The organism is Arthrobacter sp. 10T425 (genome assembly GCF_056393985.1).
This window is the reverse complement of record NZ_JBFTGZ010000018.1, coordinates 77,031-99,305: the sequence shown is the minus strand read 5'-3', so window position 1 is coordinate 99,305 and position 22,275 is coordinate 77,031. Positions and strand designations below refer to the sequence as shown.

Annotated in this window: 16 protein-coding genes; 5 read left to right on the top strand and 11 right to left on the bottom strand. The window is 64.8% G+C overall.

Features of this window, described 5'->3' with window-relative positions; genetic code table 11:
• The 3 genes from AC1DDH_RS18230 to AC1DDH_RS18220 form a co-directional block, all read right to left on the bottom strand.
• Nucleotides 1-380: lyase family protein (locus tag AC1DDH_RS18230; RefSeq protein WP_476956015.1), on the bottom strand; the 380-nt coding region annotated here is incomplete at its 3' end.
• Between the two features lie 166 nt (nucleotides 381-546).
• A complete protein-coding gene (locus AC1DDH_RS18225; RefSeq protein WP_476851194.1) occupies nucleotides 547-1,275 on the bottom strand; it encodes a FadR/GntR family transcriptional regulator in 729 nt (242 codons plus the stop codon).
• Between the two features lie 882 nt (nucleotides 1,276-2,157).
• The gene (locus tag AC1DDH_RS18220; protein ID WP_476858748.1) at nucleotides 2,158-2,850 is read right to left on the bottom strand and encodes a DUF4386 family protein; all 693 of its coding nucleotides are present in this window, start codon (nucleotides 2,848-2,850) and stop codon (nucleotides 2,158-2,160) included.
• Nucleotides 2,851-3,349: 499 nt separating this feature from the next.
• Between AC1DDH_RS18220 and AC1DDH_RS18215 the strand changes: the two genes are divergently transcribed.
• Genes AC1DDH_RS18215 through AC1DDH_RS18205 form a run of 3 tightly spaced genes read left to right on the top strand, consistent with a single transcriptional unit; the run spans nucleotide 3,350 to nucleotide 5,151 of the window.
• Nucleotides 3,350-3,613: a hypothetical protein gene (locus AC1DDH_RS18215; RefSeq protein ID WP_476851192.1), complete on the top strand. Its 264-nt coding sequence runs from the start codon at nucleotides 3,350-3,352 to the stop codon at nucleotides 3,611-3,613.
• 47 nt (nucleotides 3,614-3,660) lie between these two features.
• Nucleotides 3,661-4,386 (top strand): hypothetical protein, encoded by a 726-nt coding sequence (locus AC1DDH_RS18210; RefSeq protein ID WP_476851191.1) that lies wholly within the window; start codon nucleotides 3,661-3,663, stop codon nucleotides 4,384-4,386.
• Between the two features lie 57 nt (nucleotides 4,387-4,443).
• The gene (locus tag AC1DDH_RS18205) at nucleotides 4,444-5,151 is read left to right on the top strand and encodes a hypothetical protein (RefSeq protein ID WP_476851190.1); all 708 of its coding nucleotides are present in this window, start codon (nucleotides 4,444-4,446) and stop codon (nucleotides 5,149-5,151) included.
• A 553-nt stretch (nucleotides 5,152-5,704) separates the two neighbouring features.
• On the opposite strand, the gene AC1DDH_RS18200 is transcribed toward AC1DDH_RS18205, so the two are convergent.
• The 5 genes from AC1DDH_RS18200 to AC1DDH_RS18180 form a co-directional block, all read right to left on the bottom strand.
• Entirely contained in the window at nucleotides 5,705-6,928 is a 1,224-nt protein-coding gene (locus AC1DDH_RS18200) for an MFS transporter (RefSeq protein WP_476956014.1), read from the bottom strand.
• Complete coding sequence (locus AC1DDH_RS18195; protein ID WP_476851189.1) at nucleotides 6,906-7,802, bottom strand: dihydrodipicolinate synthase family protein; 897 nt, start codon at nucleotides 7,800-7,802, stop codon at nucleotides 6,906-6,908. The genes AC1DDH_RS18200 and AC1DDH_RS18195 overlap by 23 nt, the downstream gene beginning before the upstream one ends.
• 137 nt (nucleotides 7,803-7,939) lie before the next feature.
• Nucleotides 7,940-8,857: an EamA family transporter gene (locus tag AC1DDH_RS18190; protein WP_476956013.1), complete on the bottom strand. Its 918-nt coding sequence runs from the start codon at nucleotides 8,855-8,857 to the stop codon at nucleotides 7,940-7,942.
• Entirely contained in the window at nucleotides 8,854-9,642 is a 789-nt protein-coding gene (locus AC1DDH_RS18185) for a B3/B4 domain-containing protein (RefSeq protein ID WP_476871943.1), read from the bottom strand. Before AC1DDH_RS18185 ends, AC1DDH_RS18190 begins: the two co-directional genes overlap by 4 nt.
• A gap of 7 nt (nucleotides 9,643-9,649) precedes the next feature.
• Nucleotides 9,650-10,255 (bottom strand): helix-turn-helix domain-containing protein, encoded by a 606-nt coding sequence (locus AC1DDH_RS18180; RefSeq protein ID WP_476871944.1) that lies wholly within the window; start codon nucleotides 10,253-10,255, stop codon nucleotides 9,650-9,652.
• Between the two features lie 1,221 nt (nucleotides 10,256-11,476).
• Here AC1DDH_RS18180 and AC1DDH_RS18175 point away from each other — a divergent pair.
• Entirely contained in the window at nucleotides 11,477-13,855 is a 2,379-nt protein-coding gene (locus tag AC1DDH_RS18175; protein ID WP_476956012.1) for an HAD-IC family P-type ATPase, read from the top strand.
• Between the two features lie 770 nt (nucleotides 13,856-14,625).
• Here the strand turns inward: AC1DDH_RS18175 and AC1DDH_RS18170 are convergent.
• Nucleotides 14,626-14,982 carry a hypothetical protein gene (locus tag AC1DDH_RS18170; RefSeq protein ID WP_476857408.1) on the bottom strand — a complete coding sequence of 119 codons (357 nt, stop codon included), beginning with the start codon at nucleotides 14,980-14,982 and terminating at the stop codon, nucleotides 14,626-14,628.
• Between the two features lie 1,403 nt (nucleotides 14,983-16,385).
• On the opposite strand from AC1DDH_RS18170, the gene AC1DDH_RS18165 reads away from it, so the two are divergent.
• The gene (locus AC1DDH_RS18165) at nucleotides 16,386-16,793 is read left to right on the top strand and encodes a hypothetical protein (RefSeq protein ID WP_476956011.1); all 408 of its coding nucleotides are present in this window, start codon (nucleotides 16,386-16,388) and stop codon (nucleotides 16,791-16,793) included.
• A gap of 649 nt (nucleotides 16,794-17,442) precedes the next feature.
• Here the strand turns inward: AC1DDH_RS18165 and AC1DDH_RS18160 are convergent.
• A complete protein-coding gene (locus tag AC1DDH_RS18160) occupies nucleotides 17,443-18,849 on the bottom strand; it encodes an FAD-binding oxidoreductase (protein WP_476851181.1) in 1,407 nt (468 codons plus the stop codon).
• A 75-nt stretch (nucleotides 18,850-18,924) separates the two neighbouring features.
• Nucleotides 18,925-22,191 (bottom strand): BTAD domain-containing putative transcriptional regulator, encoded by a 3,267-nt coding sequence (locus tag AC1DDH_RS18155; RefSeq protein WP_476956010.1) that lies wholly within the window; start codon nucleotides 22,189-22,191, stop codon nucleotides 18,925-18,927.
• Nucleotides 22,192-22,275: the final 84 nt, after the last annotated feature.

Sequence of the window (22,275 nt, the reverse complement as noted above, 5' to 3'; positions counted from 1 at the left end):
CCGAGGATTTCCAGGGCCCGGTTGGCGATGACCTCGTTGGCGTTCATGTTCGAGGAGGTCCCGGCGCCGCCCTGGATGACGTCGACGACGAATTGTTCGCTGAGTTTGCCGTTCATGACCTCGGTGCAGGCTTGCCCGATGGCGGCGGCACGCCCGGCGTCGAGCAGTCCGAGCTCGTGGTTGGTGCGGGCGGCGGCGAGTTTCACCGCGGCCAGGCCGCGGACCAGGTGCATGTTGGAGGACAGTGGCTGGCCGGTGATGGGGAAGTTCTCCACGGCCCGGAGGGTGTGGACGCCCCAGTAGGCGCCGGCGGGAACATCCCGGTCGCCCAGGAGGTCGTGTTCGGAGCGGGTGTCCGGGGCGGTATGGGCGTTGGTCATTGGGTCCTCACAGGGCTTCGTTGACGGGTTTGGACGGAAAATCTGGGGCAGGCCTGAGTGACGCCGCTGCCAGCACGGTGGGCATGGTTGTTCCAGGGCAAAGAGACCGCGCGGGGCCTGCGGCGATTGCAGCAGGGGAGGGTGGGTGAAATCCGAGGTTTAGGATCTAGCGCGTATGGCCGGACCTGGAGTTTCCGCTTCCGGGGACGATGGTGCCCAGGGCGCATTCAACCCCGTGCAAATGCATCCTCATGGCCTGGGATGCTTCGTCGGCTGATCCACTCTCGATGGCAGCGAAAATGCGGGCGTGCTCCTGACCCGATTCTTTGCGCCGGTCCGCCACGAGGTTAAGCGTGTTCGATTGGTTGGCCATGGCGTCACAGATGTCGGACAGGAATGATTCGAACACGCCATTGCCGCTGCACCGGGCGATGGTCACGTGGAACTCGGTGTTCAAAAGCACCCACTGCTGGAGATCGTCCTCCTCGGACATTTCCCGGAGGATTTCCCGAAGGGCCTCCAGGTCTTCGTTGCTGCGGCGTTGGGCGGCGAGGCCCGCGGCCGGCACTTCCACGTGGGGGCGGGCTTCCACGAGGGCGCTGGCCGAATATTTGCCGAGTTTGAGGTCCTGGGCCACCTTGTCAGCGATGACGAAGGTGCCTTTACCCGTGTGGGTGGCCGTGAGTCCCAACGCGGTGCAGGAACGCAGCGCCTCCCTGACCATCGTGCGGCTCACGCCGTACTGTTTGGCCAGCGATGCCTCTGAGTCCAGGCGGGTGCCGACAGGGATCTTGCCGCCTTCGATTGCGCTGCGGAGGGATGCGAAGACCGCTTCGGCCGCGCCGACGCGTACCACTCGATCTTGCGCAGCTGTCCAGCTGTCCAACAGGTCCATACGAAGACTATGGCACTTGTCACACTGCCCGTCAAGGAAGTCTCGAATATGTCGTGACGGGTGCGGCCTCACTCGCCACGTGTGGCCGATGGGGAGCGGCGTTTTTTTAGCCGAGTTGCTGCGGTTGCTGGTGGTCGCCGGCGAAACGTGTCGGGTGCGGCTGGTGATTGCGATGCTTTGAGCTGGCCATTTTGCGGTGTGTACAAAGTACACACATTGGGCTTCGGACCGGGCCGTACCGGTGTCGGATCGGACAGAATTCCGCATGTTTCCGCGGGAGCCCAGTGATTGCGAGGGCAGGAATGCAGTTCGAGTCCCACCTCGGGCACGTGTTTTCCCTGGTCAGGGGCTTGTGGGCCGCTGAATGTGTCCAAATCTCCTTTATGGGCCCCGGCGGGGGCCCATTTTTGTTGGTGTCTGGGGCGGTCTGGCGGCTCCTTCTCTTGGCTTGGACAGCGGTGTTCCTGCTTACTTCTTCATGGGCGGGAGCGCTTGGACCTGCATGACTTGCTGAGTCTTGGGGATCAAATCTTCGTGGTTATCCGCCGTGGCCGCGGGAAAGGCGTGAGCGCCCGTGCTGGGTTGCTGAACGTTAGCGGGTGGGCATCTTCGCGGCCCGAGTCGGACCTCACCGGTGAGGTCGGCGCGGCTGAAGGCGGGTCAGCCGATCCGCTGGGCCAGGGGCAAGATAATCCTCCGGACCGCGCACATGGGTGATACGCCAACGGTGATGCCGACATAATCGCAACGTCGTTGATGTGGCATGAGGCGTTCTCCGGTATTCATCGTCTCGATCCATCCGATCGGATGGAACCGACGCGAATTCTCAACACAATCACCTGGACCGCTTGGGCAAGTCCAGCCTCCACGAACCTTAAGCCGTCAGCGCGTGCCGGCCGCATGGACGGCCGCGGCTGGCTGGCCCTGCCGTGACTGGCTCCACGCCATCCAGCCACCCGATGCAGCCATGAGCAAGGCACCGGCCGGTTGTGTCGGAAGGCTGCTGCCCGTGGTCGCCTGCCCCAGCACGACGCCGAGGAGGTAGAACAGTACGGCGCCGGCAATCCATAGCGCCCCGGCCCAGCGGGGGAGCGTCCGGGACTGCCAGACCGCGACTCCAAGCAAGACGTTGCCAACGAACGCGAGCAGGAGCCCGAGCAGGAACGAGACCGTCATGGCGGATGGAAACTCCAGAAGCATGACGTCCCGGTTCCCTTCCAGATACGCCTTCCCGATCGCGGGAGTGGCGAAAGTGGAGAGGACAGCGGGGACCATTAGCAAGGCAGTTCCCGCGACGGTGATGACTGTTGCTGCCAGTGCCAGGCGGCCGACGCGGCTGTTGGCCAGGCAGCAGCCCAGCGCGAACACCCCGAAGATGGCGAGGATGGTGCCTCCGTAGCTGCCGAGCAAGTGGCTGGATTGATATGAGCCCGAGCTGACGAACCGTGCCCAGGCGTCTGGATCCTTTTGCTGGTCCGGCTGAGGCTCAAGCGTGGCCCAGGCGGTGATCAGACCGTAAAGGGGCAGTGTCCACAACCCCGCCCGGATCCAGTGGGTGATGTTCTGTGCGTTCATGGACCGCCTCCTTCCCCGACCACGTGCCCGCCGCCTGCCCGGAAACAGGGCGACGCCTGCCCCAGCGTAGTTCCAGAACGCATCCCGGGCTAGGGTGCGCGTTGACTCACGGGAAAGGTCCGCGGTACTGCAAAGCTGCGGTGCATCCCGGTCTGGGCGCGCGCTGAGCCGGGAGCAGATGGCCGACTGGCGGGCAATCTACCCACTCCTTCGAATCGGGCAGCGAATCGTGCCTGCACGGTATCTGCGCGCGCTCCGCTGACCGTAGGCTCCATCCCCCGGGGGACAGAATGAGGCACACTTCCCGACCAACTTTCTGGGTTCCCCGCTCCCTCTCAAACTCGATTCGGGCTCGGGAGCGCCCGTTCCATTTCGAGAACCATTCGACGGAATCGCAGGTAAAGGCGGCGTCGAGGCATTGCCCCGGTCAATGGACCCTAGCGACCCGGACCGGGTCCGGCTAGCATCCGGTTGTTACTCCCTTAAACAGAAGGGTCGCATGTCCGAGGAACCAGTAAAGAACCTCGTGCTCGTGCACGGCGGCTTCGTCGACGGATCAGGCTGGCAAGGTGTCTACGACCTGCTGATCGCGGACGGCTACAGAGCCAAAATCGTCCAGAACCCGACCGTGTCCCTTGCCCGCCACGTCTCCGCGCCCAGGATGAGGATCGGCGGCTGGCGGTCCCACCTGAGAGACACCCGCAGGCGCCGACTGGTCCGATCACCCAGAGCTGACCGCTTCACGCAGGTCCCCACCTCGTGACCGGACCCCATTCCCCCAAACAGGTTCCGTTCAAGCAAGGACAGATCATGCCTGACACATATGTAATCGAGGAGTCGGACTACCCGGTCGTCTTCTCTGACAGCCCTGACTCTCCGGCCGCTGAATTTCTGGTCGAAGAAAGACCGCGCTCAATCAGGGACCTCTACCGCCTCGGAATCATCCACCCCGCCATCCCGGAGGAAGATCTGAACGACATCCAACGCAGTCTCGAGCATGCCTCTGTGCCTGATGTGGTTTTCTCTGAGGGTAACCACGGTGTTGTGTCGTCCCGAGAGATCGAGGGCACTGCAACCATTCCACAGGAAGTTGTGATGGTGCGTGACGCGGTCAGTCGCGCAACGGCGATGCTTATCGCTCGTGGCCATTCTCCTGCCCTGGCGAAGCTGACCGCTGAGAAAGGTGCGCGTTTCATTTCACCGGTCCGCGACGCATTTCCGGTATGGAAGGAGGTCCGGCTTCTGGACCGCGACCTCGAAGTGCGAGGCCTGCTGTTCCTCAAACGATCGATCAACGCGCTGACGGCCGGGAACGTGAAGTTCCACCAGTACGGCTGGATCGTACCGGAGAGCAGCCACTTCCTGCTCACCTGCAACGAGATGGTCGGTGCCCCGCCTACACCATTGGAGATTCCCCTGGTGGTGGAGGAAATGACCAAGCCCGGCCCGCATCCGCCCATAGAGGGCTATACAGATCGTCTTGCCATCTCCGAGATCCTCGCTCGAGTGGAGGCTGTCACGGCCGGCTGGCGCTGAACTTAACAGCAGCAAACCCATCAGAGACTTACCCTCACCAGAACAGGAGATCCTAAAATGGGCGGCATCGACAAGCGGGGAACGGATGGCGGCGATGGCGCGGCTGGCGCTGCCGGAGGAGACGGACCGCAGGGACAAGGGGGATTCGGAGCGGTGTGCAGTGGCTGGTTCTTCGTCACCGACACTGGTGCCACGCGCGGCGGACGTGGCGGCGATGGCGGCATCGGCGGCCCCGGCGCGGATGGCTTGCCAGGCGGCAAGGGCGGCACCGTTGAACTACACGTGAGCGTCCTCGGCAGCGACGTATCTGTCGACGCTTCAGGCGGCAACGGAGGGAAAGGTGGAAACGGAGGAAAAGGTGGCGCCGGCGGCAAGGGCGGAAAGGGCGGCGACGGAAACGACTGCGAGCCCGGCGCTTACGGCGGCGCAGGAGGGAATGGAGCCCAGGGCGGGGTTGGAGGTCGGGGCGGCGACGCGGGCGCAGCCGGAGACATCCTTGTCTTTTACATTTCCGACCAAAGCGGTGGCCAGAGCGTGTTCAAGGCGAAGTCAGGAGACCCCGGCAAAGGAGGAGACCCGGGCCCGGGAGGTGCCGCGGGGGTCACCGGCGACAGCGGCGCCCGAGGCGACTTCAGCCACGCCAGCACTGACCCTGGCCAGCCATCCACACCGGGCCTCGCGGGGCCCAGCGGCGCTCCCGGTCAAATGGGCGCGGCGCGCGACGACAAAGACAAGGTCAAATTCCAGCAGGTGACAGTGATTTAGTGTCGAACATCCCGCCCCAACACGGCTCGCGCAACCCTGCTCCCAGATAGTCCAGGGATTTGAAGTGGCTCGGGGCAATGCGGTGGCCACCAACCCGAGGAAGGGGTGCCGTTCCGCTGTCCGAGGTCGTCTAGATAGTCGAGCATGCGCCTGCCAGGTCGCCGGGTCCTACGGATTCTTCCGCGGGCGAGCCGCGTCAACGTCAGGGCTGCCCGGTCCGGGCTGTCGTCGACCAGTCCCATGGACCAACGCTACCCACCCCGCCAAGGCCTACTTACCTTTCAACTGTGGCCGCAGGGCGTATGCCGGTGGATTTCTGCCCATCATAAAGGCCATGGCGTCGGTGACCCAGGCAGATCTGAGCGACAGTTGCTTCCGCGGCGGCCGAGAAGGGGCCGAAGTGGCCCTCGACGGCCCCGGGGGATTCCTCTTTGATGACGTCGGCGTTGATCCCTGCGCCGGGCATGACACCCTCGGCCGGCCCGGTGCTCCGCGACGGGGCCATCAGGTTGGAGACATTGCTCGCCGCATACACGCCGCGGATTCAGGCGGGCTAGTGTTTGGACAAGCGTGGACGGGAGCGCTCGATGATGCTGGTGGTCGCAGCAATTGCTGTGAGGGCTGTCGCCAGCAGAAGTGGTGCCCAAACCGTCTGTGCGATAGTTGCACCCGCGACGGCTGTTCCGGCGGATCCTGCTGCGATCTTGAGTGCGCCTACCCAGATGAAGATTTGGCCGCGGGCCTCGATGGGTGCGTATTCGCTTCGCGCGGCGAGGGTTGCGAAGAACATTGCGTTGGCGATCCCTGCCAGGCCGAAGGCAATGAGGGATGTGGGGAGTGTCGGAGTAAGCATCACGAGTATCAGCGTTGCCGCGACGAGTGCGGAGAGGGAGCTCATGAGAGGGTCTGCGTCGCGGCGAAGCGGTCGGAGCATGAGCCCTGCTGATCCGAGGAGATTCCCTATCCCGTAGGCTGCGACCAGTGTTCCGGCGGCCGCGGCGCCGCCGAACGCGGGAGCTGTGGCAACGGCGTAGATCGGTAGCGCGGCGACAGAGAATGCGACGGTCACGGTGAGTCCGAGTGTGCGGCGCAGCGGACCACGTTCCCATATGAGGCTCAGTGTTCGTCCGGGTGATGGCACCCCAACGGCCTTGTTGGGCGGCTCTTGCTTGGGGAGTGCGAGGACGGCTCCAGCACCAACGACGGCGGCTCCGGCCAGAACCAATGTCGCGGTGAGTGCGTCGGATGCTGCCGCGATCCATGCCACTGCTGCCGGGCCGAGGGTGCCGCTGAGTCCGTAGCTTGCGACGTCCCAGCTTTGTGCTCTGCGTTGGCTGCGCTGCCCGGGGCCGGCGATGGAGGGCAGGCGGCTGCTGATCCCGCCGGTGAGCATCGGCCCGAAGATGCCGGAGACGAAGAGCAGCAAGGCTGGCCAGATCGGCCAGGCGACGGGCAGGAGCAGTGCAGCAGCACCGAGCAGCACCCCGTGGAGGACTGCGGAGCACGCGATGACCTTGCGTCCGTCACGGGCTGTATCGAGGCGTCGGGCGATGAAGGGGCCGAGCACGTGGGGTGCGGTGATTGATGCTCCCAGGATGCCGGCCAGCCAGCCCGGCATCCCGCAGGCGTGCGCGAGCAGCACGATGGCGACCACTGCGCCGCCGTCTGCGCTTCGCACCAGCGTCGCGGCGAAGACGTAGCGCGCCAGCGCCCCGCCCCGGCGGTACTTCCCGCGTGAAACGCCGAGGCCGGCGCTACGGGTTAAGCCCGAGCTCATCGACAATCCTGCCAACATGGGCACGCTGCTCCGCGGTCAATCCCTGGAGGGGAAGCGGCAGGCACGATGGTGATGCCAGTCCCAGCTGTTCGGCTATGGCCGCAACGACCCGGATACTCCCGCCAAACTCGGCGAACGACTCCCACAACGGTGCAAGCCGTTCGGACTCAGCGGTCGCGTCTGAGACCCGCCCTTCCAGAGCGGCCCGGGTGATCCGCAGCGCCAGGGCGGGCAAGGTGCCGCCGATGACGGAGTACCAGGCATCGCACCCGGCGGCCAGTCCGGCGGCGGCCTTTGCGTCACCGGAAACTCCGATGGTCACGTGCGCCGGGACGGCGGCTCGGATTTCCTGAACCCGCGCCTGTGCCTGCTCCGGATCGGCCGGCACACCGGGGATTTTGATGGAGGCGATTCCGGGCAGTTCCGCGATGCGTCCGTAAAGCTCGGTCGTGAAGGTGAAATGGGTGGTGCCCGGGTTGTCATAGACGATCACGGGCAGCGACGAGTTCGCGGTGACGGTCCGGAAGAGTTCGAACACGTCATCTTCGGTGAGGGGCTGATAGGTCATGGGCGCAAGCAGGAGTGCGGAAGCCCCCGCCTGCTCTGCCATTTCAGCGTTCGCGAGGACGTGTGAGGTCCGCAAGGCCCCAACACCAATGAACACCGGTGTCGCGCCGGCGTGCTCGACGGCAAGACGAGCCACACGGCTCCGTTCCTCGCCGCTCAGATACGCGTAGGAGCCCGTGGATCCGAGCGCGGTAATGGAGCCAACCTTCGCCTCCGAGAGCCGTTCGATCAGGCGAACAAAGGCAGACTCGTCAACAGCATCATCTGCCAGAGGGGTCAGGGGGAAGGCACTCAAGCCGGTGAACATGGTTATAACTCCTTAGGTCTGAATAACAGGGAAGCAAAGTCTGAGGCACTCCCTGGGGGACTTAGCTGCGGGCCCTGTCAGCAGGGAATTCCCGCGTAGCGACAGTCTGGCGGACCCCCTATTTGGAGGACTGTCGCTTACTTTGGCCCTTGGCCGATGAGGTCGGGGGCGATGCGGGCGCCGGCGTGTTCGCGGGAGCGCGGTCGCCGTCGGCCACCGCGTTGCGCGGCGGCCCCTGCAAGGACGACGAGCGTGATGCCACCGAATTGGGCGAGTGAGGGCTGCTGGTGCAGCACGAGCAGCCCGAGGAGCACCCCGATGGCGGGTTCGAGGGCCATCAGGGTACCGAACGCCGTGGGCGTCATCCGGCGCAGGGCGAGCATCTCGAGCGCCATTGGCAGCACCGGCATCAGGACGGCCAGTCCGAAAGCGACGGAGAGGACACCGAGGTTGAGATGTCCGGCGGACTGCGGGATGCCGACGACCGCTGCCGTGGCAGCTGCGACGGGAACGGTGAGTGAAAGCGCACCGATGCCCGTGAAGCGGTCGCCGATCCGTTGGGTGAGCACAATGTAGACGGCCCACCCGACGGCTGCGAGCCCTGCCAACCCGATACCGGCGAGGTTGATGTCACCAGCCCAGGGTTCGGTCAGAAGGACGACGCCGAGCAGCGCCAGGGCTGGCCAGATAAGCGCCCGTGCGCTGTGGCTGCGCACCCCGGCGACAGTCAGCGGACCGAGGAACTCGATCGCGACGGCGGTGCCGAGCGGGATGCGTTCGATGGAGGCGAGAAACGCGATGGTCATCAGTCCGGTGGCGACACCCAGCCCCAGTAGCACGGGGACGTCGGGGCGGCGCAGCGCGCGCAATGGGGGTCGGGCAACGGCCAAGAAGACGAGCGCCCCCACACTGAGTCTGAGCCAGGCAGTTCCGGCCGGCCCCACCGCCGCGATCAGATCCACTGACAGTGCCGAACTCAGCTGGACTGAGAGCATGGCCGCCACGGCCAGCCCCCACGGCGGAACGGGGACATTCTTGGGGACGCGCTGGCTCACGGCTGGCCCCTTCGGGCCTGCCGGTCAACGATCGCGCGTATCCGGGAGTGGACGAGCATGTCAGTCTCTTCGTTGGCTGGCGTGCCCGCGGCTATCAGGCGGCGGGCAACGCCGACGTCGGGACCCAGTAGGGTCAGCCGGGCGATCAGGTCCTCGGCTGCGGCGTGGAGCGCCTCATCGGTCATGGGTTCGAGCGCGTCGAGGATGAACAGCGCGGAGGTGGTCTCCTCGCCGAGCTGGGTGCGGCGTGCCTGGCGCCAGTTCCAGCGCCGGCAGGTCACGCCGGCGTCATCGCGCCACACCACCTCGCCGGATTCCGGGTGCTCGATCACCGTGGCGCCGTCGGCGGCGGTATCAAAGGCTTCCTTGCCGGTGGCTCGAACCAGCCGCGGCGCACCGCTGTAGCGGGTCAGATCCTCCCCACCCAGCGGGACCTGGTGGAGCACCGAAACGGCGTTATAGAGGTCGGTGAGACGGTTCACCCGGGGCAACCCGGACACCGCCCGGCGCAGGAGCGCCTCCAGGCTGTTGCGCGTGCGGTTCGGTTTGGCGCCGAAGCCCTGATAAGCCTCGCGCCACGCAGCCACGTGCGGGAGCTGCTCAACCGGCCGGCCGTTGAGCAGCTCCCGGGCTGCGGATTCCGCCGCCTGGAGCATCTCCTCACCGGCCTGGTCACTCGGGCCAGGGACGAGTCCGCCAACGGCCAGCAGCAACGCCCGGTAGTCGGGCCGCAGCGCGAACACGGTGGCGTCAACATGGCCGCCGTCGAGAAATTCCTGAAGCATGCCCGACTCAGGCATCGGACGCCTCCGGCCGGTGACCTGTCCCCACGCCCGGCTCGAAGACGGCCAGGGAGAACCTCGCCGGCTCCGTGCCCGGATTGGCGTAAGAGTGTGCCACGTCGCCCGGGAACGTCACCGCATCGCCCTCATCGAGGGTGAGCAATTGACCTGCGACCTCCACCGTGACCGTGCCCTGCTGGACCTGCAAAAGCTCCTTGGTGCCCGACGTGTGGGCCTCGCTCACATGACGGTCGCCGGGACCCAGCGTCCAGTCCCACAGTTCAACCACGTCCGGCGGTTCGGTGCCGGCCACCAACACCCCGCGGCCGCCGTACTCACCGCTCCACAAAGCAGCGCCCTCACCACTGCGCGTGACCTTCACCGGCTTCGGGCGAGGTGGCTCGACCAACGCCGGCAGCCCCACACCCAGCGCGTCGCTGATCCTCAGCAGAGTTCCCACGCTGGGATTCGCGGCACCCTGCTCCACGTTGATGACCATCCTGCGGCTTACCCCTGCAGACTCCGCAAGCTGATCAAGCGTCCAGCCCCGCGACTGCCTCTCCTGCTTAACCCGGGCGCCGATTGCCAGCGCCAAGCTCGTTGTACTCTCATCCATAAGTGCATCATACTGCACTTATAGTGCACTTATAGTGCACTCGACTACTGTCCGTCGTTCGGCCCCCCATCAAAGAGTGACCGAAAGACCCTCTTGAGCTTCTACGTCGCACCTCGTACCGCCAACCAGGGCCGAACCGTGCAGGATTCTTGTAGACGACCGCCAGTGAGAAACACGGCAGCGACCGTATCCGCTGCTGTCTTGGCAAACAACACCCTTCAAGACACCTCGTCGTGTCTGGAGGATTGAAGGAATCGACAGCGTGCTGGCCCGCCTCGTGTCGTGTCGTGTCGTGGAAATATGTCTCACCGTAATTCGTCTCAGGCGGGTGCTGGCCGGGGGTTTCTGAGGCACAATAGCCGGCGGGACATCTCGGGTATACGCGTGTGAGTACGTCGGGCCAGGACGCCGGCCCTCACGGCTGTGATGTTCGCGCTGGCATGCCATCGTTGAGTCGCCTCAGAGTCGATCGCGGACCTCACTGCGCGGATTCCTTATGTCTCGGGGGGAGCTCAATGTTTCTGGGGGAGCGAATGCAGTTCGAGTCCCACCTCGGGCACGTGTTTTCCCTGTTCAGAGGCTTGTGAGCGTATGACTGTGTACAAATCTCCTTTATGGGCCCTTGCGGGGGCCCATTTTTGTTGGTGGCCGTTGCTGCTGCCGGGTGGTTCCTCTCTTGGCGACGACCAGGGTGCCGCCGGCCCGGACAGCGCCCAGGGCTTCGTTCAATCCCAGCCGATCCTTGTTTCTGCGGGCCGCGCGCCGTGGTCACCATTGGTCAGGCCCTCGGGGGTCGCCCAGCCCCGTAAGCGCCTTGCGCGGCGTTGCCAGGTCCTGTTCGTTGGTGCAGACCCGGACGCAGCCAATGATCTGCGCGGGTGCAACTGTCGGGATTGTCCACCCTGAGCGGGACAGTTTGCGGCCGGGGTATGCGCGATTCCAGGCTCCAGTATCTGCATCGGATTTTCTCGCAGCGCCAGTGCGGGCGGATGGTGTTGCGGTGGGGGACCGGCGTATGCGTCGCAGTGCGTCACATTGTGGCGCTACGGCGGATACCATCGGAGGGTGAAGGCATACCGCCGGCGCAAGAGACGAGCCTTTCTGCATCGGCGTGCGTCCCCGGCAGCCAAAGACCGGAAGGCCGCCAGGCGCCGGCCGGCCGCCAAGGGGCTGTCGCAGGGGGAGGTGGCTACGCGGGTCGAGCGCGGGCTTACCAACCGCGTGCCGGACACCACTAGCCGGAGCCTGTGGCAGATCTTCCGGGCCAACGTCTTCACGCTCTTCAACGCAATCGTCGGCACGAGCTTCCTGCTGCTGTTGTTCCTGGGGCAATGGCGGGATGCCCTGTTCGGCCTCGCCGCTGTCAGCAATGCCGTGATCGGCGTCGTCGAGGAATACAGGGCGAAAAAGTCCTTGGACCGACTGGCTGTCCTCAACGCCCCGCTCGCGCGGGTCTTGCGCGAGGGTCAGATCCACGACATCGCCACGGCCGACGTCGTAAAAGATGACCTCCTGGTGTTGCGGGCCGGGGATCAGGTCACTGCCGACGCTGCCGTACTGGAGTCGTCCGGCCTCGAGGTGGACGAATCGCTTCTCACGGGCGAAGCAGACCCGGTGGGTAAGGATGCGGGGACGGAAGTACTCTCCGGATCGATCGTCGTGGCCGGCCACGGCAACGCCCAGGTTGTCCGGGTCGGAGCGGCGTCGTTCGCGAGCCGGCTGACGGCAGACGCGCGACGGTTCTCACTGGTGAACTCCGAGATCCGCAACAGCCTCAACCGTGTAATGCGCTGGATCGCCTGGATCCTGCTGCCCGTTGCCCTCATCGTGCTCAACGGCGAGATCCAGGCGCGCGGCGGCTGGCAGACCGCCATTTCCACCGGTGCCTGGACCCCCGCACTCGTGGGACTCATTGCCAGCATGATCGCGATCGTCCCGCTGGGACTAGTGCTGCTGACGAGCGTGGCCTTCGCCGTGGGCGGACTCCGGCTGGCTAAACACAACGTACTGATCCAGGAACTCGCCGCTGTCGAGGGACTGGCACGCGTAGACGTACTGTGCATGGACAAGACCGGAACCCTCACAGAAGGAGGACTGGTCTTCGACGCGGTTCACCCGCTGGCGCCGCAACCGGGATGGGAGCAGGCCCTCGCATGGTTTGGCGCCGAACCCGAGGCAAACGCCACGGCACGCTGCCTGAGCACGGCCTTTGAGGATGATGGCGGCCTTCAACCCGTCCGGTCCGTGCCGTTCTCCTCCGCCCGGAAGTGGAGCGGAGTCAGCTTCAACGGGAGCGCCCGCGGTGCGCGCACCTGGATTCTCGGAGCACCGGAAATGATGCTTGTGCAGGGCGACGACGCAGCCGCACGTCTGAAGCCGTCGATCTCGGCGCCCGACGGCGCAGTACCGCGCCAGAGCGACGTCTTGCGCCAGGCCGGCGAACTGGCCGCATCAGGGCTGCGGACCCTGCTCCTGGCCGGCGCGGATCAGTTGCCAGCCAATGGGAAGGCGGAGCAGCTGCCGGCGTCGCTCCACCCTGTGGCGCTGCTGACCTTCCGGGAACAGCCGCGCTCCGATGCCCGGGAGACCCTCAAGTTCTTCCGGACCGAAGGGGTCGGGTTGAAGATCATTTCCGGCGACGATCCCCGCACCGTTGCCGCCATTGCCCGCAGGGTTGGCCTGGAGGTCACGGAGGGCTTCGACGCACGCTCACTGCCGGAGGACCCGCTGCATCTGGAGGAGGTGATGGAATCAAACACGGTGTTTGGCCGAGTGACGCCCGCCCAGAAGAGGGCGATGGTCGAGGCGCTCCAGCGCCGGGGACATACTGTGGCCATGACCGGCGACGGCGTCAACGACGCCCTCGCGCTCAAGACGGCCGACCTTGGCATCGCCATGGACTCCGCGGCGCCCGCCACCAAGGCAGTCGCGCGCCTGGTGTTGCTCGACGGCCGCTTCGACCGGCTTCCCGGAGTCCTCGCTGAGGGCCGGCAGGTCATCGCCAATATTGAGCGGGTCTCCAGCCTCTTCCTCAGCAAAACGGTCTATGCGACCGCCATCGCGGTGACCTTCGGGCTCCTGCAGTGGACGTTTCCGTTTCTTCCCCGCCAGCTATCCTTCACGGACGGCCTGACGATCGGAATCCCGGCCTTCTTCTTGGCGCTCATGCCGAACCCGCGCCGCTATCAGCCCGGATTTCTGCGCCGGTCCCTATGGTTCTCCGTCCCTGCCGGACTGATCGTCACGGCTTCCCTGCTCACACTGAACGCATTCGCGCCGCTGGCCAGCGCGGCCACGTCCGAACAAGTCAGCAGCGCCTCTGTGCTGACGCTGTCCATGGTCGGACTGTGGATCTTATCGGCCGTGTCGCGCCCCCTCAACGCGGCGCGCCTGGCCGTGGTGTTGGCCATGAGCGCCTCCCTGCTGGTCTCGCTCAACCTCCCGCTCGTGCAGGAATTCTTCCTGCTTTCCCGGCCACCCGGCGGGTTGTTGCTCGCGGCCGTGGCGTGCGGGGCCGCCGGGGGCCTCGGAGTCGAGGTCCTGGCCCGGATCCACGCCCGGGCCTTCCCGCAACAAGGTCCGGTGGTGAAGAGCGGTTAAATTGGCTCATCAGTTATTAGCGTGAGCCGGGACACTGGGGTCCATTATCGGTACTGGCGCCATAGTCCAGAATATGATTCGAGAGTAATGGTCGGGATGTCCCCGGTCAGCGCAGACAATCTAGGGGATACGAACTTCATGTCCGAACAAACCGGACGCCGCTCCAGGCGCGGCTATACGCCCGTTGACCCCGCCAAGTTCATCCCAATCCACCGTCCCAGTAACGCATCGCTGCGCGGAGCAGTAGTCACCGGGTTCGTTCTGTGGATCGGGGTTGGAGCAATTTCCGCGGGATTGCTGGCCTCCTGGTTCAGCACTGAATTGCCTATCTTTCTAACCGCTGCAGTGTTCGGTGCAACCCTTGTCACGGTTTTGGGCGTCCGACACACGACGTGGCTAGGCCGGCGCCGACGGGAAGATTTCGTCCGTTGCGGCGGTGACCCGGCCGGAATGACCGACTTGATGTTCGGATTCATGCGTGGATTCCGGACCCCCAAGGGGGAGTGGGAAGTTCCCGAGCAGGCCTCCGGCGACTACCAGGGCACCTGACCATCCCAGGGCCCAGGAAGATCCCGGTAAGGTGAGACTCTTCGTCGAGCCCGCACACGACTGCGCCAAGGCGACGCCCTGGTCGTCTGAACGCTCCCCCAACGCACGGCAGCGCGGTGGGGTTCGGCGGAACCACCCGGGAACCGCAGTCCGAACACGGCGGTTCAACATGAGCGCGTCTAAGACTCCGAGCCGAGGTCGACGCGTCCGGACAGGAGAGGCTACGTGGGCGGAACGAGCCTGAAGGCGTATCGGGTCTCCGAGCCACCGCTTCCTGGGTTCATCTTGAAATCGACTCTGTCGGCGCCTGCTCCCAGCTGCACTGTCGTTTTGAAGATGTTCCCATTGCAATGGACCTGCACCGGGGCGACGACTTCGACACCGGACCAACTGGCCACCGACAGTTCGGTCCCGGAGGGTCCTTCACACAAGAACTGCAATTCGTAAGTGCCGGATTTGGCGGACATTCCGAAGCTGGTCGGGGAATTCGAAGCAGCGGAGCCGGCCAGCTCTCCCGGCACTGCGGGTTTCAGTTGCTTTGATGACCATTCGCCCATGTCCTGTTGCGCTGAAGCCATGGGGTCAGTGTTGGGCCCTATCGCAACTCCGGCGGCTGCGGGCCCGCCGGTCGACGGGATCGCGCTGATCGTGATGGGACCGCCCGCGTGCCTGAGGAATCGCTGGAATGTGGCGTCGCAGTCAACGTCTGTTGACAGCGGAAGCCCATCGCCCTCAACGATCGTCAGCTTGGCGAAGTAGCCGCCGGCACACGCGGCCGTGACGACATAGTCCCCGGGAGCAAGTACAGTGGCCAATTTCCCGGCAGGCTCTGCTTCCGTTGGCATACCAGCGGCCGTTACGGATGCACCAAGCAAACGGGCCACGTCACCAACGTTTTCCTCAAATGACCGGGGCGGCACCGTTGCCCCTTTGGACGATGAGCTAACTGTCTGCTCAGGCGGGTCACTGTACGTGCAACCCGCCAGCGCAAGGACGAGTCCGGCCAAAACAAGCAGTACTCTTCCGCGCTGAGTCTGCATCCCCCAATGAGCTGACATGTTCTGAGCCTACAACCCCGCATTTGGGTGACTGGGGGAGACGGGTCGATCGGAAGCTGCCGCGAGCATACTCGTCGGGCCGAAGAGTATCCAGCCGACGGACACGAGGATCACCCCGGCGAGAAAACCGGTGCGTTGTGTGTCCGAGCCATTCAATCCCCCAAGAATTGTGAACCCCTAGACTAGCCGTGGCACACCTACCGACGGCGATGTATCACGATCATTGGCTTCCCCGGGTTCGTGCCTGGCACGCGGGATCCATGCGGCAGCTGGGGTGGCTTCTGGCACCCGCAGCCGTTCCTGCCATAGCGCCGCGTCTTATCGCAGCGCCCGCTGAGGGATCGGCTTACGGGAACGCTTCGTGGCGCAACGAGCCTCCACCAAACTCCCTGGCTCACTACTTCCATCAAGGTACTGCTCCTCATGGGAGCATGTACTCATGAATCGACGCATCATGGGTCTAGGGATCGTTTTTTTCGTGCTCTACTTTGTACTCGGACTCGTCGTGGGTGGGCTCGTCCTGCTGTGGAGCTTCCACTACCAGTGGTGGGTTTTCGTCCTGCTGATACTGGTCCCAGCGCTTTTATCCTGGGCTACTCTTGCCCTGCTGGAAGGCCGGCGTAAGACCCCGTCCATATAGAGCACGAACGGGAGTACTTGCCGACCATCTGCTCATTGACAGGTCGGCAACCTAGCCAGGAGCCAGATCCACGAGTCGAGGGCGGCGGACCTTGGTTACATCCTGGTCGCGGAAGAGACCGAGACCGCGCGTGAACGACTCTTATGGGGCAGACCGTGGAACGGGCAAACGGACTGCTCTGGGTCTGCGTGGGGCGGGTGAGGCACTTGCAGGGCCTGAGCGAAGTGGAAGGAATCCTAATCGGGCAAGAGGGCGGTCCGGGCGCCGTCGATATACTCGCTGGATGCGGATCCGTCCAATAGATCTGGTCGACGTGCTGGACTATCTCGTGGTGCTGGGTGTGTTCATCCAGCTGTTTCCCGACGTCATATCCGAAACATTCCTGTTGGCGCTCTTGACGGCGATCCTGCTGAAGGTCGTCCTTGAAGTCGTGCTGTGGGCGAAGAAGAAAATCGTTGCGCGAATCCGGTCGGCCGATACTCGGCGGGTTCGAATTGTCAGCGCGTTCACCCTGTTGCTGGTGCTGCCGGGGAGCAAGTTCATGGTGCTCGGACTGGTTGACCTGGTATTCGGCGACGCTGTCCGTCTCGGTGGCTTCTTTCAAGTGACTGCACTGATCATCGTTCTCATGCTCGCGCGAGGCGGCGTGCGACGGGTGTTCAGACGGGCCGACGAGAGCGCATCAGCTTAATCGAGGCCATCACGACGTGCGCGCGTGGGTCGTCTGAATTCAGGTGTGTGCTGCCCAGATCGCCTGGAGTGCGCTCTTCACTTCTTGGGTGCGGCTGGTGGCTGCGATGCTTTGAACTGGGCAATTTGGGAATGTGTACTTTGTCCACACTTCGGGCTTCGAATCGGGCCGGATTCCGCATGTCCGGGGGAGTCCAGTGTGGTGCGGGGGAGGGAATGCAGTTCGAGTCCCACCTCGGGCGCAGTGTTTCCCCTCGTCAGAGGGGGGTGGGTCATTCGGGTCTCCTTTCTGGGTTGCTCGGGTGGCCGTGGTTGTTCTTGTACCTATTCATGCTGTGGGGTCCTACTGACGACATAAACTGCGGGGATTTATTGAAGACCTTCTTCTCCGGAATCCTTTGTTTACCGGCGGCTTGGGGGAAGGCTGGTTCCCGTTTGTCCGGCCAAGAGGGGTGTGTGGGGTGTCCACACCGGAGTGAGTGTCCTGCCGTTGCTGCTTTGTGGCTCGCTCCTTGCCTGCTTCCCACGAGACGGGCAGGAAGACCCCCGGAAACCCAGGGATCTTCCTGCCTCAACTCACGCAACTTCAGGTAAGGGGTTTGCTGGGTGCAGCGGACCCATCCGAGGTGCCTCTGGCGCAGGCAGTGCTGTCACACCGTGGGGGCGATGTTCTGGTTCAACCGGAATAGATTGGTGGAGTCGTATTCGTTTTTCAGTTCCACGAGCCGCCGGTATGTATCCGCCGGGTACGACGCCCGGACGAGCGCCGTATTCGCTTCACCTGTGAAATTCACGTAGGCCGTCACATCCGGACCGAGCGCAGACGTCACGCCCCGGGCCCATTCGACGACATCCGCGAAGCCTTCCGCTGTCGGCGTGCGCGCAACAACATTGACGATGAATTCCTGGTCGCGGAGTGCGAAGGCCGTTGCTTCGGCAGGAACCCGGCCGACCGCGCCGCCAAGGTGGTGCAGGTGAATCTGCGTCATGGCGCTGGGCAATGCCGCAAACGAGTCCAGCAGCACGCGCACGGACGCGTCGTCGGCGGCGCGCAGAAATGCCGAGCGGAAATAGTTGTGCACGCCCCGCGGGTACAGCGGATCGAGCGCCTGCTGCCATCCCGCGTACGGGTTGGCCGTGAACACATCGGCGATGACCGTGCCCAATGACCGGAAGGGTGCGGTGGCAGCCTCGCCGGCATCTAGATCGCCGGACCAGCACCCTCCCACAGCGATGACCGGCTTGCCGTGCACTGATTCTGGCAGGAACGGGACCGGCGGCGCCATGGTCATGTTGACCAGCGTGGTCAGCTCATCGGGGGCCGCCGCGCAGGCCGCCCGATAGCCGCGCAACACCTGCTCCGCTTCTTCTGCGGGGTAGAAAACCAGGCCGGAAAGGACCATGGGCCCCACTTCGTGCAATTGATACTCGAAGGACGTCACCACACCGAAATTGCCGCCGCCGCCGCGCAGCCCCCAGAACAGATCGGGGTGCTCATCGGCACTGGCGTGAATAAACTGCCCGTCAGCAGTGACGACGTCGGCGCCGACCAGGTTGTCGCTGGCCAGCCCGTGCTTGCGCACGAGCCAGCCGATGCCGCCGCCGGTGGTGAAGCCGGCGATGCCGGTTGAGGACACCAGGCCACCGGTCACCGCAAGCCCGAATTGCTGGGTCTCTGCATCCAGGTCCTTCCAGGTACACCCTGCCTGTGCCGCCACGCGGCGGCGGGCAGGGTCCACCTGGACCCCCTTCATCAGCGAAAGGTCCAGCACGATACCGTCGTCGACGGTGGAAAACCCGGGGATCGAATGTCCACCGCCGCGAACCGACAACGGCAACCCCTCGCTGCGCGCGAGATCGACCGTGCGGATCACGTCTGCCACACCCGCACAGCGTGCGATGAGCGTCGGGCGCCGGTCGTGGGCCCCGTTCCAGATGCTGCGTTCGTGGTCGTAGTCCGCGTCCCCTGGCCTGACGACCGTGCCGCGCAGCCCGGCGGCGAACTCGGCGATGGTGGCCTCGCCGATGCGGGTCGGCCTAGTCTGCGTCGTTGTCACGATGCGTTCCTCCTGATTGCTGTTGGTTGGTCAGATCTATTTGTCAGATCCAGGAATCACGCTAGTGAACCGTACTCAACGAGCACTCAACGCCGTCTCAACATCATCATCCGGGTCCCGCCTACGCAGTGCGGCCAGCCGCTGACCGGCGATGAGGCATTTCGTTCGGTCGAAAATTTCCCCAGCCCTGTCAATTTCTCGGGCCGCCCGATGTGGGTCGCCGAGCTCGTTGGATAGCTCTGCCACCATCAACCGTTGCCAGCCAGTGTGTCGCCGCCATGGGGCGACTTTTTCCGCTGCCTGCCTGTACATTTCCCGCGCTGCCCGGACCTCCCCGGAGATCAGTTCGGCGGCACCGAGAATGGTCAGCGTGGCGCCCATTCCCACCTGATCTCCCGCGGACTCGAACCCTGAAAGGCAACGCCGAGCGTCTGTCAGGCCGCGGTCGATATCACCACCCATGGCGCGGAGCAGGGCGATATTAATCTCGGTCAGCAGCTCGCCGCGTCGGTCGCCCAGACCGAGCCGAAGCTCCCGCGCCAAGGACAGGGCCTCATCGGCCGCACTGTGGTCGCCACAGTCGCGCAGAATGCAGCCAAGTTGGTGGAGTGTTTGCGCCCTGGCCAGGTCATCTCCTAACTCGGCGAAATGTTCGGCTGCATCCGTGATGACGGATATCGCAGACTGCGTGTCTCTCGAAAGCCTGGCCGCGTAGCCGATCGCGGACAGCACGTAGCCTTTGGCTTGGATGACGCCGACCCGCCGGCCCAACAGCAGGGTTTCCTCGACGCAGGGCACCAGCCGTCCGGCGATCGGGACCAGTTGCAGGCTGGGCGTGATCACCGGCAGGAAGGGTGGGGTGCTGGTCTCAGACTGCGCGAGTTCGCTCAGGCAGGTGTTTAGGTGACGGGCGGCGAGTGGTCCGTCCTCCCGGGACAACGCGCACTGGCCGAGCAGCCAACTGCTGGCTGCGCAATGTTCGGGTCTGCCACCCTCGACTGCCTCGGTGTGCACGTCGGCCGCCAGCTGTTCGGCCTCGTCCAGGTCGAAAGTGCTCCAGGCGAGCGAGGTCTCAATGAGCCGGGCCATCGTCACCTCGTCGGGGTTGCCGATCTCCCGCATAATTGCCAGAGCCTCCGCGCCGAGCGCCCGATGCCGATCGCCACGGCCCTGCCGGCTGTCCAGCCCGGTCAGGCCGATCAGAGCGGCCGCGCGAGGCCGGGTCGAGTCGGGAGCCACCGCCAAGGCACGCTCCACCCAACGTGCTCCCTCGACCGCGTGACCGCGGAGGAACCAGAACCGCCACAGGCTGGCCGCGAGCCGGAGCGCGGTCCCGGGCTCGTGGGCGCACGACCAGCGCAACGCAGCGCGCAGGTTGTCGTGCTCGCGGTCGAGCAACTTCGGCTGTTCGATGACCACCCCGGTGGCCCGTTCGGGATTGTGGGATTCGGCGACGGCAAGGAAGTAGGCGCAATGCGCAGCCGCCAGTTGAGCCGCCTCACCTGCATGATCGAGATTCTCTTGGCCAAACTGGCGGACCGTCTCCAATTGCCGATATCGGGTCCCGGCGCCCCTCCTTTCGGTGACCACCAAAGACTTGTCCACCAGCTTGGCCAACAGGTCGAGCAGTTCGACCTGCTGGAGGGGCGCGTCAGCGCAGACTGCTGCCACAGCGTCGAGGGTGAAACCACCCGCGAACACAGACAGCCGGCGCAGCAGAACCTGCTCCGGTTTGGTGAGCAGTTCGTGGCTCCATTCCAAGGTGCCACGCAGCGTCTGGTGCCGTGTGACGCCGCTGGTTCCCCCGCCGAGCATGGACAATGCATCGCCCAATCCCTGGACGATCTCGGCCGGTTCGAGTACGGCCGTCCTGGCCGCGGCCAATTCGAGGGCCAGCGGCATCCCGTCGAGCCGTCGGCACAACTCTGTCACCCCCTGCGCGTTGTCGGCGTCGAGCGCGAAACCCGGCCGGACCTGCGCTGCCCGCTCAACGAAAAGCCGGACAGAGGGCAGACGGCCCAGCACGGCCACGTCGAGAGCGTCAGACGGCAGGGGCGAGGGCAGCGGCAATGACGGCACCCGGTAGGTGTACTCCCCGTCGGCATGGATTGGCTCCCGGCTGGTGGCCAGAACTTTAATCCCAGGGGATCCGTCAAGTAGCGCGACGACGAGTTGCGCGCAGGCCGCGAGCAAGTGTTCGCAGTTGTCCAGCACGAGGAGCAGCGAGCGTCGCCGCAGTTGGTCGACCAGCGCTTGCACGCGGCTTGGTGCCGCGCCGGAATCCAACCCGAGGACCTCGGCTACGGCATCGGCCACCAGCAGCGACTCCCCAACGGCCGCGAGGTCGACGAACCAGACTCCGTCCACGTACCCAGGACGAACTGTCTTCGCGGCCTCCAAGGCTAGTCTGGTCTTGCCGCTGCCGCCAGCCCCGGTGAGGGTGAGCAGGCGAGCATGGCCCATCAGCCGCTCGACGTCAACGAGCTCACGCTCGCGCCCGATGAAGCTTGTCAACGGGGATGGCAGATAGCCGATGGCATCGTCTTTGCCGGTCACTCCGGCGGGCTGGTGGAGGCGTTCCTCGGGCGGCGAGCCGGTCAACAATTCGCGAAACAGTTCCACCGTCCGGGTGTCCGGGTCGGTCCCGAACGCGTCGAGGAGTTCGTCGACCAGCCGCTCATATCGTGCCAATGCTTCCGACCGCCGGCCCATCCCAGCCAGCACCACCATCTGCGCGCGCACGGCTCCCTCGTGAACGGGATCGGATTCGAGCGCATGGGTGAGGATGACCAACGCTTCCTCCGGTGAGCTTTGCGCCACCGTGGACGCCAGTTTCACCAGTACCTCGCGATGGATTTCCCGGAGCTCATCGCGGCGTGTCGTCAGCCAGTCCGCATCCGGCAGTTCCGGCAGAAGATCACCAGTGTACAAGTCGGCCGCATCGCGCAGGCCGCCCTCGACACCTGCAGCCAACGCTGCCACGGCCGAACGTTCGAACTGCAGGACATCGACATCGACCGGGCCAGTGTCATCCAGCACGACCACTTCACCGCGGATGGCGAGCAGCCCGTCGCTGCCGGCTCCAGCGCTAGCGAGCGCACGGCGAGCGACGTACAGGGTCTGATGCAGATTCCGTGCGGCGGCCACCGGCTCCATGTCAGGCCACAGGCGGTCCAGTACCTGCTCGCGACGGTTACGCTGACCACGCGCCAGCGCCAGCATTGCCACCACGGCCTTTGCTTTCTGCAGCCGCCAGTGGCTGTTCTCGACGGCGTTCCCGTTGACGTACACGATGAACGAGCCGAGAAGCTGGATGCGCAACCCGCTTTGGGTAGGCTTCATGGTTCTTCAGTATCCGCCCGCCAACCGGGGTTGTCGAACAACGAAATTTCCACACGCGCGCTGCCTTGGCGCACTCTGTGAGCG